This is a genomic window from Gordonia sp. SID5947 (assembly GCF_009862785.1).
Classification (GTDB): Bacteria; Actinomycetota; Actinomycetes; order Mycobacteriales; family Mycobacteriaceae; genus Gordonia.
In genome coordinates, this window is the sequence record NZ_WWHU01000001.1 from 3681432 (window position 1) to 3698292 (window position 16861).

14 protein-coding genes, 1 tRNA gene, 1 other RNA gene and 2 pseudogenes are annotated in these 16861 nt (G+C 67.6%); 12 read left to right on the top strand and 6 right to left on the bottom strand.

All coding sequences use genetic code 11. The features are described from left to right. Nucleotides 1–10 precede the first annotated feature (10 nt). Both GTV32_RS16790 and GTV32_RS16795 read right to left on the bottom strand, forming a co-directional pair. Nucleotides 11–847 carry an NmrA/HSCARG family protein gene (locus GTV32_RS16790; protein ID WP_161061280.1) on the bottom strand — a complete coding sequence of 279 codons (837 nt, stop codon included), beginning with the start codon at nt 845–847 and terminating at the stop codon, nt 11–13. 104 nt (nt 848–951) lie between these two features. Further along, a tRNA-Ser gene (locus GTV32_RS16795) sits at nt 952–1040 on the bottom strand. Between the two features lie 206 nt (nt 1041–1246). On the opposite strand from GTV32_RS16795, the gene ffs reads away from it, so the two are divergent. The 4 genes and pseudogenes from ffs (at nt 1247) to GTV32_RS16815 (ending at nt 6541) form a co-directional block, all read left to right on the top strand. Further along, an RNA gene (gene ffs, locus GTV32_RS16800) (signal recognition particle sRNA small type) lies at nt 1247–1341 on the top strand. A gap of 64 nt (nt 1342–1405) precedes the next feature. After that, complete coding sequence (locus tag GTV32_RS16805) at nt 1406–2683, top strand: aminotransferase class I/II-fold pyridoxal phosphate-dependent enzyme (protein ID WP_161061281.1); 1278 nt, start codon at nt 1406–1408, stop codon at nt 2681–2683. Between the two features lie 31 nt (nt 2684–2714). Beyond that, nucleotides 2715–4109 (top strand): glycosyltransferase 87 family protein, encoded by a 1395-nt coding sequence (locus GTV32_RS16810; protein ID WP_161061282.1) that lies wholly within the window; start codon nt 2715–2717, stop codon nt 4107–4109. 120 nt (nt 4110–4229) lie between these two features. Next, nucleotides 4230–6541, top strand: a pseudogene (locus tag GTV32_RS16815) (DNA polymerase III subunit gamma and tau). Nucleotides 6542–6739: 198 nt separating this feature from the next. On the opposite strand, the gene GTV32_RS16820 reads toward GTV32_RS16815, so the two are convergent. Beyond that, nucleotides 6740–8068: a class I SAM-dependent methyltransferase gene (locus GTV32_RS16820; protein ID WP_161061283.1), complete on the bottom strand. Its 1329-nt coding sequence runs from the start codon at nt 8066–8068 to the stop codon at nt 6740–6742. Then, entirely contained in the window at nt 8065–9486 is a 1422-nt protein-coding gene (locus GTV32_RS16825; protein ID WP_161062586.1) for an FAD-binding oxidoreductase, read from the bottom strand. The genes GTV32_RS16820 and GTV32_RS16825 overlap by 4 nt, the downstream gene beginning before the upstream one ends. A 78-nt stretch (nt 9487–9564) precedes the next feature. On the opposite strand from GTV32_RS16825, the gene GTV32_RS16830 reads away from it, so the two are divergent. The 7 genes and pseudogenes from GTV32_RS16830 to GTV32_RS16860 all read left to right on the top strand — a co-directional run bounded on the left by GTV32_RS16830 (nt 9565) and on the right by GTV32_RS16860 (nt 13611). Continuing rightward, nucleotides 9565–10002, top strand: coding sequence for an SRPBCC family protein (locus tag GTV32_RS16830; RefSeq protein WP_161061284.1), 438 nt, complete (start codon nt 9565–9567; stop codon nt 10000–10002). 32 nt (nt 10003–10034) lie between these two features. Then, nucleotides 10035–10942: pseudogene (locus GTV32_RS16835) on the top strand (pseudouridine synthase). A 24-nt stretch (nt 10943–10966) separates the two neighbouring features. Beyond that, the gene (locus GTV32_RS16840; RefSeq protein ID WP_161061285.1) at nt 10967–11296 is read left to right on the top strand and encodes a hypothetical protein; all 330 of its coding nucleotides are present in this window, start codon (nt 10967–10969) and stop codon (nt 11294–11296) included. Continuing rightward, nucleotides 11274–11693 (top strand): YbaB/EbfC family nucleoid-associated protein, encoded by a 420-nt coding sequence (locus GTV32_RS16845; protein WP_202421826.1) that lies wholly within the window; start codon nt 11274–11276, stop codon nt 11691–11693. The genes GTV32_RS16840 and GTV32_RS16845 overlap by 23 nt, the downstream gene beginning before the upstream one ends. A gap of 6 nt (nt 11694–11699) precedes the next feature. Beyond that, entirely contained in the window at nt 11700–12311 is a 612-nt protein-coding gene (recR, locus tag GTV32_RS16850; protein ID WP_161061287.1) for a recombination mediator RecR, read from the top strand. Next, nucleotides 12312–12857, top strand: coding sequence for a (d)CMP kinase (locus GTV32_RS16855; RefSeq protein WP_161061288.1), 546 nt, complete (start codon nt 12312–12314; stop codon nt 12855–12857). Between the two features lie 28 nt (nt 12858–12885). After that, nucleotides 12886–13611 carry a uracil-DNA glycosylase gene (locus tag GTV32_RS16860; RefSeq protein ID WP_161061289.1) on the top strand — a complete coding sequence of 242 codons (726 nt, stop codon included), beginning with the start codon at nt 12886–12888 and terminating at the stop codon, nt 13609–13611. A 26-nt stretch (nt 13612–13637) separates the two neighbouring features. Here the strand turns inward: GTV32_RS16860 and GTV32_RS16865 are convergent, their stop codons facing one another. Then, a complete protein-coding gene (locus tag GTV32_RS16865; protein ID WP_161061290.1) occupies nt 13638–14360 on the bottom strand; it encodes a glutamine amidotransferase in 723 nt (240 codons plus the stop codon). Further along, a complete protein-coding gene (locus GTV32_RS16870; RefSeq protein WP_161061291.1) occupies nt 14357–15640 on the bottom strand; it encodes a MurT ligase domain-containing protein in 1284 nt (427 codons plus the stop codon). The genes GTV32_RS16865 and GTV32_RS16870 overlap by 4 nt, the downstream gene beginning before the upstream one ends. A gap of 63 nt (nt 15641–15703) precedes the next feature. Here GTV32_RS16870 and GTV32_RS23590 point away from each other — a divergent pair, with 63 nt between their 5' ends. Beyond that, the gene (locus tag GTV32_RS23590) at nt 15704–16762 is read left to right on the top strand and encodes an alpha/beta hydrolase (protein WP_161061292.1); all 1059 of its coding nucleotides are present in this window, start codon (nt 15704–15706) and stop codon (nt 16760–16762) included. The last annotated feature ends 99 nt before the right edge of the window (nt 16763–16861 follow it).

The window sequence follows — 16861 nt, forward strand, 5'->3', positions numbered from 1 at the left end:
TCTGCCGGCCTCAGCCGGCGAATCGCACCGCGGCCCAGTCGGCGAAGGATTGCCACCCCACCTCCGGGAAACGCTCCTGCAGCGCGACGATGTCGACCTGATATCCCTTGTCGCCCAAGAACTCGAACATCGCGCGCATGTCCGGTGATGCGATCCGCTCGGGGTCATAGGACTCGGCGTGGACCTCATGGCCGAGCACCGGCGACAGTGCTGTCGCCATCTGTTCGGGGGTCACGGAGTCGGAGGCGATGTCGATGCGCTCACCCGCGTGCGCTTCCGGGTGGGTGAGCAGTCCCACCACGAATCGGCCGAGATCGCGCCGCGACACCTGCTGAAGTGGCTTGTCCGCAGGCATGGCGATCGGCATCACGCCGGCCGTCAACGCATCGGGGTCGCCCAGGAGGTTGTCGTAGAAATACGTCGGGCCCACGACCGTGTGCGGGATGTCGGAGTCCGCCAGCAACTGCTCGACCCGATACTTGCTCTGGAAATGCGGCACGCCGGTGTCACGATCCGCGCTGGCCACCGACGAGAAGACGGGATACGGAACATGCGCCTCGGTCGCGGCGGCGATGATCGTGGCGCCCTGGGTGATCTCCGCCTCGACGCCGCTCTCGAAAGGGGTGGTGAAGGCGAACACCGCCGTGCTGTCGGTGAAGGCGTCCGTGAGACCGTCGCCGCTGACCATGTCGGCGACCGCCAGCTCCACGCCGCGGGTGCGGAGTTCCTCGGCGCGCTTCGATGCCGGGTCGCGGACGACGCCGCGCACCGGCAGGTCCGCCTCGAGCAATGCGGTGACCACGGCACCACCCTGACCACCGGTTGCTCCGAGTACTACATAGGTCATGGCTCCACCCTAACCAGCCCGACGCGGTGGTCCAGGGGGCCGCACACACGAAAGATCCGCAGCCATTCTCATCGACGAGCGAGAGAACGGCTGCGGATCTCGTGTGGCGGAGGATAGGGGATTCGAACCCCTGAGGGCTGTTAACCCAACCCGCGTTCCAGGCGAGCGCCATAGGCCACTAGGCGAATCCTCCACCGGGGATGATAGCGGCCGAGGGGCGGCTACCCCAAAACCGGGCGTGACACCCTGCTGGGAAGGGTCGAGACCTCACTTCTCGTCAGCGACCTTCCGCACGCGAAAGGTCGCTGACCACAGATGCGGTCTGGGCATCTCGGGGCCGCCGAGCGTGGCGTCGACCACCGGATTGTCGATCGAGGTGTCCTGCCCGCTACACTTGACGGCGGATCCCGCGCGGCGTGCATCCTGTGAACTCCCCCAGGGCCGGAAGGCAGCAAGGGTCAACGGGCTCTCTCGGGTGCGCGGGGTCCCCATAAACACAATCATCCGCTTGGAGCGTCACCGCCAACCCACGCCGGTGTCACTGGAGAGGTCCCCGCGTTGAACTACCACTCGTTGAGTGCCGACCAGCTCCGCGAAACCAAGTCCGAACTCCAGAACCTCTACGACGCGCTGTGCGCCGCAGGTCTGTCACTGGACCTCACCCGCGGCAAGCCCGCTCCCGAGCAGCTCGACCTCTCGAACGAACTCCTGGCGTTGCCCGGCACCGAGTATCGCGACGCCGCAGGCACCGACACCCGCAATTACGGCGGTCTCGCCGGTCTGCCCGAACTCCGCGAGATCTTCGGCGAACTGCTGGCCGTGGATCCGGCGAACCTGATCGCATTCGGCAATTCCAGCCTCGAGCTGATGCATGACCTCACGGTCTTCTCACTCTTGAACGGCAACCCCGACTCCGCGCAGCCGTGGGGATCGGCGCCCATCAAGTTCCTCTGCCCGGCGCCCGGCTACGACCGGCACTTCGCGATCACCGAGAGCTACGGCATCGAGATGATCCCGGTGCCGATGCTGCCGAACGGTCCCGACGTCGACGCGTGTGCCGCGCTCACCGCCGCCGATCCCAGCATCAAGGGGCTGTGGGCGGTGCCGACCTACTCCAACCCGACCGGGGTGACGTTCACCGAGGACGTGACGCGCGGCCTGCTGGAGATGCCCGCCGCCGACGACTTCCGGATCTACTGGGACAACGCGTACGCGGTGCACACTCTCGTCGAGGCGCCCCCGACACCGCTGCCGGTGATCGAGATGGCCGCCGCGGCCGGCAACCCCAACCGGGTGTACGTGCTCGGCTCGACGTCGAAGATCACCTTCGCCGGTGCCGGTGTCTCGTTCTTCGGCTCGTCGAAGGCGAATGTGGACTGGTTCAGTCGGCATCTGTCGTTCAAGACGATCGGTCCGGACAAGGTCAACCAGCTGCGGCACGCGAAGTTCTTCGGCGACGCCGACGGCGTCCGGGCGCATATGGCCCGACACCGGGAACTGCTGGCCCCGAAGTTCCGGCTGGTGCTCGACATCCTCGCCGACCGGCTGGCCGACTCGAAGGTCGCCGCATGGTCGGAGCCCGAGGGTGGCTACTTCATCAGCCTCGACGTCATCGACGGGACCGCTCGCCGCACCATCGAACTCGCCAAGCAGGCGGGTATCGCGTTGACGGCCGCCGGGTCGACGTATCCCTACAAGGAAGATCCGTTCGACCGCAACATCCGCCTGGCACCGACCTTCCCCTCCACAGACGATCTCCGAACCGCCATGGACGGCGTCGCCACCTGCGTGCTGCTGGCCGCTTCGGAGACCCTCTTGGCGTCGCGCGAATCCTGACCGGACCCGTGCCCGTGACAGCCCGCAGAGCGTGAGGACTCACCGATCGGCGCTGGTCGCCGTCGGCTTTGTGCTCGTCGGGCTGTTCGCTCTGTGGCTACAGGACGTGGTGGTGCCCCTGAACACCCCGTTCTGGGGACTGTTCGACAACCAGCTCGACCTCCGCGTCTACCTCGACGGGGCACGGACCGTACTCACCGGCGGCCACCTCTACGACGCCAAGTTCCTCGGGCAGATGGACTACACCTACACGCCCATCTCGATCTTCTTGTTCGCCCCGTTCACCTGGGTGTCGTTCGAGGCGGCGCGGATCATCTGGACCACGGGGATCTTCGTCGCGCTCTACCTGATCATCATGCTCAGCTTCAAAAGCCTTGGGCGTCAGGCGACGTGGCCTCTGCGCTGTATCGGGTTGTCGCTGGTGGCGGTGGTGCTGCTGTTGGAGCCGGTCCGCACGACGATCTGGTACGGGCAGATCAACGTCTTCCTGTTGTTGATGATCGTCGCCGATCTGGCCCGTCCGGAGCGCAGTCGCCTCTACGGCGTCGGGACGGGTATCGCCGCCGGGATCAAGCTCACCCCACTGATCTTCGTCTTCTATCTGGCCCTGCTGCGTCAGTGGCGCGCGGTGGCCGGTGTGCTTGCCGGATTCGTCGGGACCGCCATGCTCGGCTTCGTCGCGTTGCCGCGCGAATCGTGGTCGTACTGGACGGGCAAACTGTTCGATTCGGATCGGGTGGGAGCTCCGCAGACGCCGGGCAATCAGTCGATCCGTGGTCTGCTCGCGAATCTGCTGCACAGTGACGACCCGAACGGATTTCTCTGGCTCGCCGTGGTCGTCGCCGCGCTGGCGCTCGGCATGTATGCGGCGGTGCTGGCGCACCGGAACGGAAAAGAACTGCTCGCGATCACCATCGTCGGGATGAGTGGTTGCGCGATCTCGCCCATGTCCTGGGGACATCATTGGGTGTGGTTCGTCCCGCTGGTGGTGATCGGGTTCGACATGCTGATGAAGCCCGGCCGCCGCCCGACGACCTACGGCCTGGTCGTGGCGGGGCTCATCGCACTGATCCTGGTCACGTTCTCCTGGCGCACCTACCTTGCCCATCCGATCTGGTTCGTGAACAGGACCGTCCCAGACGCGTACCTGATAGGGCTGTTCTTCAAGACGGGCATCGGGTGGCTGCGGTGGTTCACCTATTACCCGTACAACGCGGTGTTCCTCGTGACGGCCGTCGCGACGATCGTGGTGTTCCGACGACGCGAGCGGGCGATGTCGTCCGACGCCGATCCAGCGCTGGTCGCGCCTCGTCCCATGCGTGATGACGCGACCGCGACAGAGGACATACCGGTCAGGGAGAGTCGACCCCCGCAGGCGCCGGTGGTGGACGAGTACGCCGTCGAACGATCGCACCCGCAAGCCTGACGGCCGTATGACCTGCCAACGTCGCCTGCCGCGACGTTCTGAATCGGCGGCGTGGACGCGGGGTGTGGACAGGGTGGGGCAGCAGGTTCCGCTGTCGGCGATCGCCGGTAGTCTCGTCACGTGGCTCTGTATCGCACCTATCGCCCGGCTAGCTTCGCCGACGTCGTGGGCCAGGAGCACGTCACCGATCCGCTGAGTCATGCGCTGGACTCGGGCCGTATCAACCACGCCTACCTCTTCTCCGGCCCACGCGGCTGCGGCAAGACATCGTCGGCCCGCATTCTGGCTCGGTCCCTGAACTGTGTCCAGGGGCCGACGTCGAAGCCGTGCGGGGTGTGCGACTCGTGTCAGGCGCTGGCACCCGGCGGTCCCGGCAATCTCGACGTGATCGAACTCGACGCGGCCAGCCACGGCGGCGTCGACGACACCCGGGAACTGCGCGATCGCGCCTTCTACGCACCGTCGGAATCGCGGTACCGGGTGTTCATCGTGGACGAGGCCCACATGGTCACCAACGCGGGTTTCAACGCGTTGCTCAAGATCGTCGAGGAGCCGCCTGAGCATCTCATCTTCGTGTTCGCGACCACCGAGCCGGAGAAGGTGCTCCCCACGATTCGTTCACGGACGCACCATTATCCGTTCCGCCTGCTCGCACCGCCCGTCATGCGCGGGCTGCTGGAGAAGATCTGCGCGAACGAGAATGTGACCGTCGCGCCCGACGTCTACCCCCTGGCCATCCGCGCCGGGGGTGGCTCGCCGCGCGATTCGTTGAGCATCCTCGATCAGCTCCTCGCGGGGGCAGGCGACGAGGGCGTCACGTACGATCGTGCGCTCGCGTTGCTGGGGGTCACCGACATCGCGCTGATCGACGAGGCGATCGATGCACTCGCGGACGCCGACGGCTCACGCTTGTTCGGTGCGGTGGAGAAGGTGGTCGATGCCGGCCACGACCCGCGACGATTCGCCGTCGACCTCCTCGAACGACTGCGAGATCTCATTCTGCTCCAGGCGGTTCCGGATGCCGCCGACCGCGGGCTCGTCGAGGCGCCCGGAGACCAATTGCAGCGCATGCAGTCTCAGATCGAGATCCTCGGCCCTGCGGCGCTGACCCGATTCGCCGAGATCGTGCACGCGGCTCTCGGTGAGATGCGCGGCACCACCTCCCCCGGCTGTTGCTGGAGGTGATGTGCGCGAGGATGCTGCTCCCCGCGGCCTCGACGGAAGACGCAGCGCTTCTGCACCGTCTCGAACGTCTCGAGTCCGGGGTGGTGACCTCGACCGCGTCGGGTGCCCGAGAGACCTCCTCGGGCGCGCAGCGGCCATCCAACGTCCCGTCGGAACCCGAGCCCGAACCCAAGTACGTGCGTCCGTCGCAACGCAAGGCCGTCGAGGAATCGCGGGTCGCGGCTGAGGCGCCGGCCGAACAACCTGTGGCGGAGCAGATCTCGCGAACAGCGCAACCACGCCCGGCCGAGCCGCCGGAGCCGGTGCCTGCGGATTCGCCGCCGGTGCCCCAGCCGAGGGCGCCTCGCGGTGGCGGGAACCCGACGTCGCCCCAACCACCGGCACGGATGCCGGCCGAACGGGAATCCGAGCCCATCGTCGAGGAGGAATCGGCGCCCGCCCAGTCGGTTCCGGAGTCGACACCTCCGACTCCTTCGCCGCCGACACCGACCGCCCCGCAACCGCACGCCCAAGAACCGACCGCCCCGCAACCGCGGGATGCCGTACAGCCGCCCACATCATCGGCCGACGACGACATCCCGCTGCCCGACGAGCCGACCGATGACGACGCCCCGCCGTACGACGACGGCCCCTCGCCGGCCGCGACCGTCGAGGAGCCGGAAGCCGAAGAGCCGCAAACGACTCCGGGGCTCGCCGCCGCTGACGTCGAGGCCCGGTGGCCGGAGATCCGCGAAGCTGCTCGCGGTATCACCCCGGTGCTCGAGGTCATGCTCTCCGGCGCGTTCATTCAAGGGGTGGACGGCCAGACCATCGTGTTCGGGCACACCACCGAGATGCTGGTCGGGCGATTGAGCAACGAACATGCGGGCAATCTCCGGGCCGCCGTACAACGGGTGTTCGGGCCGGGGACGGATGCACGATGCGTCCACGGGTCGGGGCCCGCAGTCCAGGCGTCGCCTCAGCGCGGTGCCGGCGACCGGGAGCCGTCGCGGCCTGCGCCCAAACGCCCCGCCTACTCGCGGCCGAGTCGCGGGCGCGACCAGACGCAGTCCGCTTCTCCGCCACCGGAACACACTCCCGAACCCGAGGAGCCTGAGCCGCCACGGCCGGACGAGGAGATCACCGACGCCGAGCGTGACGAGATGGTCGCCGACGCTCACTCGGGGCCACCGGAGCGCAGGCTCGACCCTGACCAGGTGGCGCTGGAACTGCTCAAGTCGGAGCTGGGGGCGCGCCCGCTGGAGTAGCAGCTGGCGGGTCTCGAGTAGTGGCGTGCTCGCTGCGCTCGCCCGCCGCCGACAGCAACCTGAATCCCGCCGACAGCAACCTGGAATTGACGTCGCCGGGTTGCTGTCGGCGTAAAACGGGTTGCTGTCGGCGGGATCTCGGTTGCTGTCAGCGGGGCGGGAGTGCGCGGGGGGCTGTGTCCGGGGAACTGCCGGCGCTCAGGCGTTCCACCAGGGGCGCAACGGAAGGTCGTTGCCGCCCTGGTCGTCCAGCTTGGTCGCGAGCACGTGGTGGAGCTGGATGATGTCGCGCTCGAAGCCGATCCGGCAGCCTGCCATGTAGAGCCCCCACAGGCGGGCGGTTCCCTCGCCGACCTCCTCCACGGCCTCGTCCCAGTGCTCGAGCAGGTTCTTGTTCCAGTCGCGCAGGGTCAGCGCGTAGTGGTCACGGAAGTTCTCCTCGTGCACCACCTCCATACCGCCGATGTCCTGCAGCTTGGAGATGATCTTGCCGGAACCGGTGAGCTCACCGTCGGGGAACACGTAGCGGTCGATGAACGAACCCGCGCGGCTGTTCTTGAGATTGTCGGGGCGGGTGATGCAGTGATTCAACAGCATGCCGCCCACCCGGAGGCGGTCCCGGATGAACTTGAAGTACGCGGGGTAGTTGGCGACACCGATGTGCTCGGTGAGTCCGATCGACGACACGGCGTCGAAGCCGGTCTCGGTGACGTCGCGGTAGTCGCTGTGTCGGACCTCGGCGAGGTCCGACAGCCCCTCGTCGATGATGGCCTGCTGCGCCCACTGCGCCTGCTCGGCGGACAGGGTCGCACCGATGACCTTGACCCCGCGGTGGGCGGCGTAGCGGACCATTCCGCCCCAGCCGCAACCGATGTCGAGAAGGCGGTCACCGGGCTTGAGTCGGAGCTTGTCGAAGATGAGCCGGTACTTGTTCTCCTGCGCGGCCTCGAGCGACGCCTCGAGCTCCGGGTACACCGCACACGTGTAGGTCATCGACGGCCCGAGTACCCACTCGTAGAAGGTGTTCGAGACGTCGTAGTGGTGATGGATGACCTCGGCGTCACGAGCCTTGCTGTGCCGCAGGCCTTCGGCGAAACGCCGCCAGCGCGGCAGGGCCTCCTGCGGCGGTGGCGCGATCGGCTTGAAGTGCTCGATGCCCAGCGAGCGGGCGATGTTCGCGAGGACGAGCGGAGACGGGCGGTTGAAATGGAGATCGGCCGCGAGGGCCCGCAGCGCGCCATACGGGTCACCCGGGTGCGCGCCGACCAGTTCGAGATCGCCGGCGATGTACGCGCGCGCCAACCCGAGGTCGCCGGGGGCGGTCACCAGATATGTGGTGCCACGGGGGGTCTTGAGGTTGAGCCCGAATTCCGCGTCCTCGGGCCCGGCAGAACTGCCGTCGTAGGCGGTGATGCGAATCGTGAGGTCGCCGCCCATCAATGATTCGAAGATCTGGGCCAACGTCATCCTGCCGGTGGCCACCGCGTCGCCCCCGGCGTGCAAGGGGCTGTCCTTGAATGTCGTCATTGTCGTTTCACCGCTTTCGCATACATGTCCAGCAGACGGCCTCGCGGGTCGTACCGCTTCTTGAGCAGACGATAATTCTCGCCCCCGTAGAGATCGTCGAACTCGTCGGGGGAGTAGAAGGATTCCGAATAGAGGGACTTGTGGCCGTCGAGCTCGGCCACCTTGCGTTCGATGAGTTTGTTGGTATATCCCGGGTCGCCCGGGGTGATGGGCACCGCCGACCAGAAACCGACGTTCACATACGTTCGTCGTGGTTCGAGCGGATAGAGCGGCCAGGGCCGGACCGGGTCGGACCCGCTGAGGGCGGGTTCTCGAAGACGCAACGGGCACAACCAGATCGGCTCGATCGGGATGTTGTCGAGGAACCACTCGACGTACGCGGTGGTGTTCTCGATCGGCACCTCGATGTCCTGGACGACACGCTCGTTCGGCGGCTCGCCCTTGCGGGCGCTGAGCTTGTCGCCGATGTTGTACCGGTGGTCCAGCGCGATGAGCTTCCAGTAGAAACTGCTGCGCAGCAGTTTCTTGGGCCAGAACCTGCGGATGCGCGGGTTCTGGGCGCCGAAGGCGCGTGAGCACCAGAACCAGTCGGTGTCCCAACGCCACAGGTAGTCGTGGATGGTCAGCCGGTCGGTGCCGATTGCACGGGCCCCGCTCACTGCGCTCCCGGCGGCCGTGCGTTCCTGGATGGACCGATAGAAGATGTCCATCCCGGTGTAGTCACTCACGGGTCCGGACTCGTCGGTCTGACGTCCCAGGGTCAGATACGACTCGTCGGCGGTGAACACCACGCCGTCGAGGTAGTCCACGCGTTCGCCGTCGTAGGAATTGTCGGCGACGATCGCGGCCATCGTCTCCTGGAGTTCCTCGATCCGGTCGAAGCGGACGTGCCGCAGCGCCACGAATGGCTGCACGGCTTCCAGCTCGATCTTCAGCCGGACCGAATACCCCAGCGTCCCATAGGAATTGGGAAAACCGAAGAAGAGGTCGGCATGTTCGTTGGTGGGGGTGGCGGTGATGATCTCACCATCGCCGGTCAAGATGTCGATCTCGAGGACCGATTCGTGTGGCAGACCGTTTCGGAACGACGTGCTCTCGATCCCGAGGCCGGTCACGGCACCGCCGAGCGTGATGGTCTTCAACTGCGGGACGACTTTCGGTGCCAGACCGTAGGGCAGCGTGGCGGCGACGAGATCTTCGTACGTGCACATGCCCGCGACGTCGGCGGTCTTCGCGTCCGGATCGACCGAGATCACCCGGGCGAGGCCGGAGACGTCGAGACCGGGATGCGGGTTCTCGGCGCGCTTGCGGAACAGATTCGAGGTCTTCTTCGCCAACCGGACGGTCGCACCGGGGGGAATGGCACGGTAGCTCGTCAGGAGGGTTGCGACACCCTGGTCGAATCCCTGCGCCCCCATCTCCAACCGGTCAGAGTTCACTTGGATAGCCTAGGTCGTGAGTTTGCCCCCGCCAATCTGTTCTAAGGAGTGCCAATCGTGGGCCAGGTTTCCGCAACCCAGACGATCGACATCGCCGCCACCCCGGATGCCGTGGTCGCCGCGCTGGCCGACTACAACGAGGTGCGCCCCGCGATCCTGCCCTCGCAGTACCGCGACTATGCCGTGATCAGCGGCGGCAACGGGGAGGGCACGGTGGTGCACTGGATTCTGCAGGCCACCGAGAAGCGTCAGCGTGACGTCAAGGCAACCGTCTCGGTGGTGCCGGACACCGTCACGGAGAACGACGAGAACTCGTCGATGGTGACCACCTACACAGTCGCGAAGTCCGGTTCGGGCAGCACCGTGACCACCACGACCACCTGGACGGGTGCCGGCGGCATCGGCGGGTTCTTCGAGAAGACATTCGCGCCCAAGGGCCTCAACCGCATCCAGGCGGAGTTGCTGGGCAACCTCAAGAAGCGTCTGGAGAGCTGAGCCGCAGGCGACGTCGAGGATCCGTCACGCCGCTGCCGCCGCGCGACGGGGTCGATGCCACACGCGTGGTGCTCCGGGCGGGTCCGGAGCGGACCGTCGGAGACTGTCTCCTCGCGACATCATCGCTGGCCGGGATCACCCTCGACGATCTCGCGGCCAGGGCGGCGCTGGGCGAGATCGTCGACGCCGACGGTCATCCGATCGGGCTCGACACACCTGCTCGGCTCAACACGTCGGTCTACCTGTACCGCGATCTCCCCGACGAGCCGCACATCCCGTTCGACCTGCCCGTGCTGTACGCCGACGACCACATCGTCGTCGTCGACAAGCCGCACTTCCTGGCCACCATGCCCCGCGGACGCCATGTCACCCAGACCGCGCTCGTGAGATTGCGGCGACAGCTCGGCACCGATCTGGTGGCCCCGCGCATCGCCTCGACCGGCTGACCGCAGGCGTGCTCCTGTTCACGCTGCGACCCGAGGTGAGAGCGGCCTACCAGGCATTGTTCGCCGAACGCCTCGCCATCAAGGAGTATCGGGCGTTGGCGCCCGTCCGCGCCGATCTGGAGATCACGACGACCGTCGCCAACCGGATCGAGAAGACCGCAGGCGACCTGCGAGCCCGCGTGACGCCCGGCGAGGTCAACGCGATCAGCGACATCACCCTGGTCGAACAGAACGCGGCGGGTGGCGTCTACGACCTGCGCCCGTTCACCGGGCGCACACATCAGCTCCGGTTGCACATGGCGCAACTCGGTGTCGGGATCGTCGGTGATCCGCTGTATCCCGACGTTCGTCCGGAGCTCGCCGAGCGTCCCGATCACGGCGACTTCTCCGAACCGTTGCGGTTGATCGCGCACACCTTGCGTTTTGTCGATCCCCTGACGGGAGAGAACCGGCATTTCGTTTCGCAGCGGACGGTCACCGACCCGTTCGACTGATGGTCCGGTGGCTACCCTGACCCCATGGCGATTCAGACGACATACGAGCGGCACCCCGATCTGGGGTGCGAGGCGGTCGTCTTCATCGACGACGAGTCCATGGCATGCTTCCAGATCCAGCGCGATCTGGTGGGCGGACCGAGGGCTGACGAGTATTGCGTGACCACGGGCGCCAGCGCCCCGATCTACGGTGGGATCACCGAGTGGCGGCGGGTCGGCGACCGTTTCGAATTCGCTCTGACCAGGCGGGCAGGGAGACTGTTCGGTGACGACGTCATCTCGTTCGTCGTCACCCCCGGCGACGGTATGACCGTCGACGAGCTCGCCGAGCATGTCGATCGGCTCCTGCGCTGACCCGACGATTACTCTGGAGTCCGTGACTCAACCATTCGACCCCAGCGCACTCTTCGGCGGCGGCGACAGTGCCGGCGGCGACAACCCGATGGCCGGGCTGCTCGCGCAAGCGCAGCAGATGCAGGAGCAGCTGCTGGCCGCGCAGAACGAGATCGCGGCCGCCGAGGTCACCGGTTCGGCCGGCAACGGCCTGGTCACGGTGACCGGCAGCGGTACCGGTGAGGTCACCGGGGTGACCATCGACCCCAAGGTGGTCGACCCCGATGACGTCGAGACCCTCCAGGATCTGGTCCTCGGTGCGCTCGCCGACCTCGCGTCCAAGCGCGACGCGCTGACGCAGGAGAAGATGGGACCACTCGCCGGCGGGCTCGGCGGCGGTCTGCCCGGTCTCGGCTAGGCCGCGATGTACGAGGGACCCATTCAGGACCTGATCGACGAGCTGGCCAAACAACCAGGACTCGGCCCCAAGGGTGCCCAGCGAATCGCCTTCCATCTGTTGGGCGTGGACAACAAGGACATCGACCGGTTGATCGCGGCGCTCGGTCGGGTACGCGATGACGTCACCTTCTGCGCCGAGTGCGGCAACGTCTCCGCGAACCGGCTGTGTCGGATCTGTTCGGATGCGCGTCGTGACGCGACGAAGATCTGCGTCGTCGAAGAACCCAAGGACGTCCACGCCATCGAACGCACCAAGGAGTTCAACGGGCGGTATCACGTTCTCGGCGGAGCGCTGGACCCGTTGTCGGGTATCGGTCCCGACCAGCTGCGTATCCGTGAACTCCTGCGTCGGCTGGCCAATCAGGAAGACGGCGTCGACGTCAGCGAGGTGATCGTCGCGACCGACCCCAACACCGAGGGCGAGGCCACCGCCACCTACCTCCTGCGCATGCTCAAGGACTTTCCGGGGCTGTCGGTCACCCGGCTCGCCTCCGGCTTGCCGATGGGTGGTGACCTGGAGTTCGCCGACGAACTCACGCTGGGTCGGGCGCTCTCGGGCCGCCGGGCGCTCGCCTAGATGATCGATCCCACCGTCGAGGCGCAGCTCGACGAGCTCGCCGGCGAGTTGATGACCGGCATCGTCGCCATCGACGGACCGTCCGGTGCCGGGAAGTCGACGGTGGCCGATGCACTTGTCGCGCGGTTGCGTGCGCGCGGCACCGGGGTGACGCTGATCCGCACCGACGACTTCGCGACGTGGGACAACCCCGTCGCGTGGTGGCCGGAACTCGAGACCGACGTGCTGCACGCGTTCATCCGGCGGCACGATTACCACTACCGTCCGCGAGTGTGGCGGGGCGGTGTCCCGGAGCCCGGCCGGCGGGTCTGGGTGCGCTGGGAACCACTGCTGATCATCGAAGGCGTGTCGTCGGCGCGGCGCAAGATCGCCGAACGGCTCACCTTGTCGCTCTGGCTGGACGGCGGACCCGCACCGGAACGGCTGGAGCGCGCGGTGGCCCGTGACGGGGAGGCGTCGCGGCAACAACTCGCGCGCTGGCAGCAGTTCGAACGTGGCTGGTTCGCGGTCGACGGCACCCGGGAACGGTGCCGCGTACTGGATTGACCGGCCGGTCTGCGGGCTACCGTGAGGTGTGGATCTTCGCAGCATCGCCGAACTCGACGCCCGAGTCGCCGAGTGTCGCGCTTGTCCGCGCCTGGTCGCGTGGCGGGAACAGGTTGCGCGGGACAAGCGCGCAGCCTTCGCCGACCAGGACTACTGGGGCCGTCCGGTGCCCGGTTTCGGCCCGGCCGACGCCCGGATGCTGATCCTCGGCCTCGCGCCGGCCGCCCACGGCGGAAATCGCACGGGACGGATGTTCACCGGCGACCAGAGCGGGGACGTCCTGTTCCGCGCGCTGTACGAGGTCGGGCTCGCCAACCAACCGCACGCGGTGTCGCTCGACGACGGGATGGAACTGTTCGGGGTCCGGATGACCGCGCCCGTCCACTGCGCGCCGCCCCAGAACAAGCCGACAGTCGAGGAACGTGACCGATGCGCGCACTGGCTCGACGCCGAGGTGAATCTGCTGTTGCCCACGGTGCGCTCGGTCGTCGTACTGGGGGCCTTCGGCTGGCAGGCCGGGCTCCGGGCGTTCGCCGACCTCGGATGGAGCGTCGAGCGGCCCCGTCCCCGATTCGGTCACGGTGCCCAGACGGCGATCCGTCTCGGTGATCGAGAGCTGCGTGTCTTCGCGAGTTATCATGTGAGCCAGCACAATACGTTCACCGGTCGACTGACGCCGACGATGCTCGAGCAGGTGCTCACGGCCGCGGCCACGCATGCCGGCCTGCTGCCGGGAACAAAACCGAGCGGCTGATCATCGGACCCGGTTGGGGGGCGTGGTCAGCCTCGCCGGCCGGCCGCCAACCTCTCTTTCCGGAGTCGGTCGACCTGTGGAAGCTCAAGTGGCGCAAGCGAGTCGGTGCCGATCGCGCGAGACAGCAAGAAGTCCGCGAGCTCGGGATTACGGGCGAGTGCCGGCCCGTGCATGTAGGTGCCGAGCACAGAACCCTGGACGACGCCCTCGGTGCCGTCGCCGACCCCGTTGCCGACGCCATGGCGTACCCGGCCGAGCGGCCGCGCATCGGAGCCGAGAGCCGTACCGCCGCGGTGGTTTTCGAAACCGGTCAACGCTGCCGAGAGGCCCTCGAGAGTGGGGTCGGTGACCAGCTCGCCGATGCTACGGTCCTGCTGCGGCGTGGTGGTCAGGTCGAACAGCGAGATCCCGTCGACGCGTTCCCCCGCCGACGTCTCGTACCAATGCCCCAGCACCTGGATGGCGGCGCAGATCGCGAGGACCGGTCGCCCCGCGGCAGCGGCCCGCTGCAGTCCCGGATACCGGGTGAGGTGGCGTGTCGCCAGGCGCTGGGCGTAATCCTCGGCGCCGCCGAGCGTGTACACATCCAGGGATTCCGGCACCTCGTCGTCGAGGGTGATCTGGACGATCTCGGCATCGATCCCGCGCATCCTGGCACGTTGTCGCAGCACCAGGGCATTGCCGCCATCGCCGTAGGTGCCCATCACGTCGGGCAGGACCAGACCGATCCGCAGGGTCGACTCGCTCACTGACCGGCTCCTCGGAGATCGCCGCCGCGAGCCCGTTCGGCCCGCTCGAGGGCGGTGCCGAGATCGCGGAAGGCGGTGTAGTTCGCGAGCACCTCGACGCGGCCGGGCGGACACGAGGCGATCGCCTTCATCGGATCCGGGATCGTGGTGTGCTCGGCCCCGGCGTACAGCAGCCGGACGGACAGATCGGCTGCACGCTCACCGGCCGCGACCACCTGCATGGTCTCGAAGGCCTCGAACCGCACATCCCAGAGCCAGGAGAGGTCCTCGCCGTCGGGCACCTGACCGTTGACCGCGATGACCAGGCCGTCGGCGTCCTGATCGATCATCGACAGCGCTTCCTGCCACCCCGCCGGATTCTTGGCGAGCAGGGTGCGGACCGAGTGGTTGCCCACCTGGTGGATCCCATAGCGGCCCGCGACCTCGCCGACGGTCCCCACCGCCGCCACCGCCTTGGCCGGATCGGCACCCATCGCGACGGCGGCCGCGACGGCCTGCGTGGCGTTGCCGCGGTTCGCCCGCCCGGGCACCGACAACGTCATCGGAGCGACGAAACCGTGTGGCCCATAGATGTTCTCGTCGTCGAACCACCACTCGGGTGCAGGCCGGCGGAAGGTCTCGTCCCCGCTCGAATGCCAGTCGTCGCCGGAGCGGACGATCGGCTCGCCGGTGCGCGGACAGCTCACCGAGTCGCCGACCCAGCCGGCGCCGGCGGCCACCCACACGACTTCTGTCGCGTCGAAGGCCGCCGACGTCACCAGGACGTCGTCACAGTTGGCGACGATCGTCGTACCCGGGTGGCGGGCGATGCCTTCGCGGAGGCGGCGCTCGATCATGTTGATCTCGCCCACGCGGTCGAGCTGGTCACGCGAGAGATTCAGCATCACAAGCACTTCCGGATCTACGGCGTCGCTGACGTGGGGCACGTGCAGTTCGTCGACCTCGAGAGCGCAGATCGGTGCGGACTGATGCAGCGTGAGAGTGGCGATGATCCCGGCATCCATGTTGGCGCCGTCGGCCTGCGTGGCGACCTCGCCGAGTTCCGACAGCGCGGCCGCGGTCATCCTCGTGGTGGTCGACTTCCCGTTGGTGCCGGTGACGAGTGCGGTGCGTTTGCCTGCGGCGAGCCGTCCCATGATGTTCGGGTCGATCTTGGCGGCCACCAGACCGCCGATCATCGAACCCTTGCCGCGGCCTGCGGTCCGCGACGCCCACCGAGCCGCGGATGCAGCGGCCAGGGCGACGTTGGTGCGCATCGGAGTTCTCACGCGGTCGGGCATGGGTTCGAGTCTGACACAAGCGGCCCCGACCGGTACGACGGTGCGCGGGGTACCCTCACGACCGTGAGTCAGGCCACAGCGACGTCGCCCTCGTTTCCCGCTCGGATCCAGCATGTCCTCATGCGAGGTGCGGGTGCCATCCCGCCCGCGGTGCTGCGCTTCGTCGGCAGGCGCGGGCGGGTGAACGCCGACGGCGACCGGCTGGCGCCGGAGATGGCGCTGACCGGTCTCATCGCCGACAAGGTTCCTTCGTTCGAGATCGCGGGCAAACCCGTGGCGCGGTCGCGGGCCGATCTGCGCGACAACGCGTCCGCCATGGCGGAGACCCTGCCGCCGATGGCGGTCGAGGAGGATCTGATCATCCCGGGACCGGCCGGACCGATCCCGGCCACGCGATATCGGGCCCGACCGGAGTCGTCAGGGATCGTCGTGTTCTTCCACGGTGGCGGATTCGTCGTCGGCGACCGGATCAGTCACGACAATCTCGTCCGGCGGCTCGCTCTGTCGAGCGGGGCCGACGTCCTCTCGGTCGACTATCGGCTGGCCCCCGAGCACCGCTTCCCGGCCGCCGTCGACGATGCCGTCGCGGCCTGGCGGTTCGCGGTGGGCAAGGCGCCGGAGTGGGGTGTGTCGACCGCGCACATCGCTGTGGCCGGCGACAGCGCAGGCGGCAACCTCGCCGCGGTCGTCGCGCAGCAGGTCCGTGACGACGACGTCACGCCGTGTCTCCAGATGCTGATCTACCCGGTCACCGACGCATCGACGAAGCGCGCGTCTCGACGTGAGTTCGCCACTCGGTTGTATCTCACCGATGCGCACATGGACTGGTTCCTCGACCACTATGTGCCCGATGTCGACCAGCGCACCGATCCCCGGGTGTCACCGCTACTGGCCGACGACCTGTCCGGCCTCGCGCCGGCCTATGTGATCGTCGCGGGCTTCGACCCGCTGCGCGACGAGGGCATCGCCTACGCCGAGCGGCTCGAGAGCGCGGGAGTCCCCGTCACCCTCGACCGTGCCGGCAGTCTGATCCACGGCTTCGCGAACATGACGCTGATCAGCCCCGACGCCCGCTCGGCCGTCGACCGGATCGGCGCCGCCCTGGTCGAGGCGCTCGGCTGACGTCTCGGGCGCGACCGCCTTCGGATTCGACATCGGCGACGCCAGGATGCCCGCGGCACATCCGCCGATCACGGTCACCGCGCCGATGAGTTCGACGAC

Coding starts and splice junctions, on each gene's coding strand:
- GTV32_RS16790 (WP_161061280.1), bottom strand. CDS start 847: ATGACCTATGTAGTACTCGGAGCAACCGGTGGTCAGGGTGGTGCCGTG.
- GTV32_RS16820 (WP_161061283.1), bottom strand. CDS start 8,068: ATGACGACATTCAAGGACAGCCCCTTGCACGCCGGGGGCGACGCGGTG.
- GTV32_RS16825 (WP_161062586.1), bottom strand. CDS start 9,486: ATGGGGGCGCAGGGATTCGACCAGGGTGTCGCAACCCTCCTGACGAGC.
- GTV32_RS16840 (WP_161061285.1), top strand. CDS start 10,967: ATGGCGATTCAGACGACATACGAGCGGCACCCCGATCTGGGGTGCGAG.
- GTV32_RS16845 (WP_202421826.1), top strand. CDS start 11,274: ATGTCGATCGGCTCCTGCGCTGACCCGACGATTACTCTGGAGTCCGTG.
- recR (WP_161061287.1), top strand. CDS start 11,700: ATGTACGAGGGACCCATTCAGGACCTGATCGACGAGCTGGCCAAACAA.
- GTV32_RS16855 (WP_161061288.1), top strand. CDS start 12,312: ATGATCGATCCCACCGTCGAGGCGCAGCTCGACGAGCTCGCCGGCGAG.
- GTV32_RS16870 (WP_161061291.1), bottom strand. CDS start 15,640: ATGCCCGACCGCGTGAGAACTCCGATGCGCACCAACGTCGCCCTGGCC.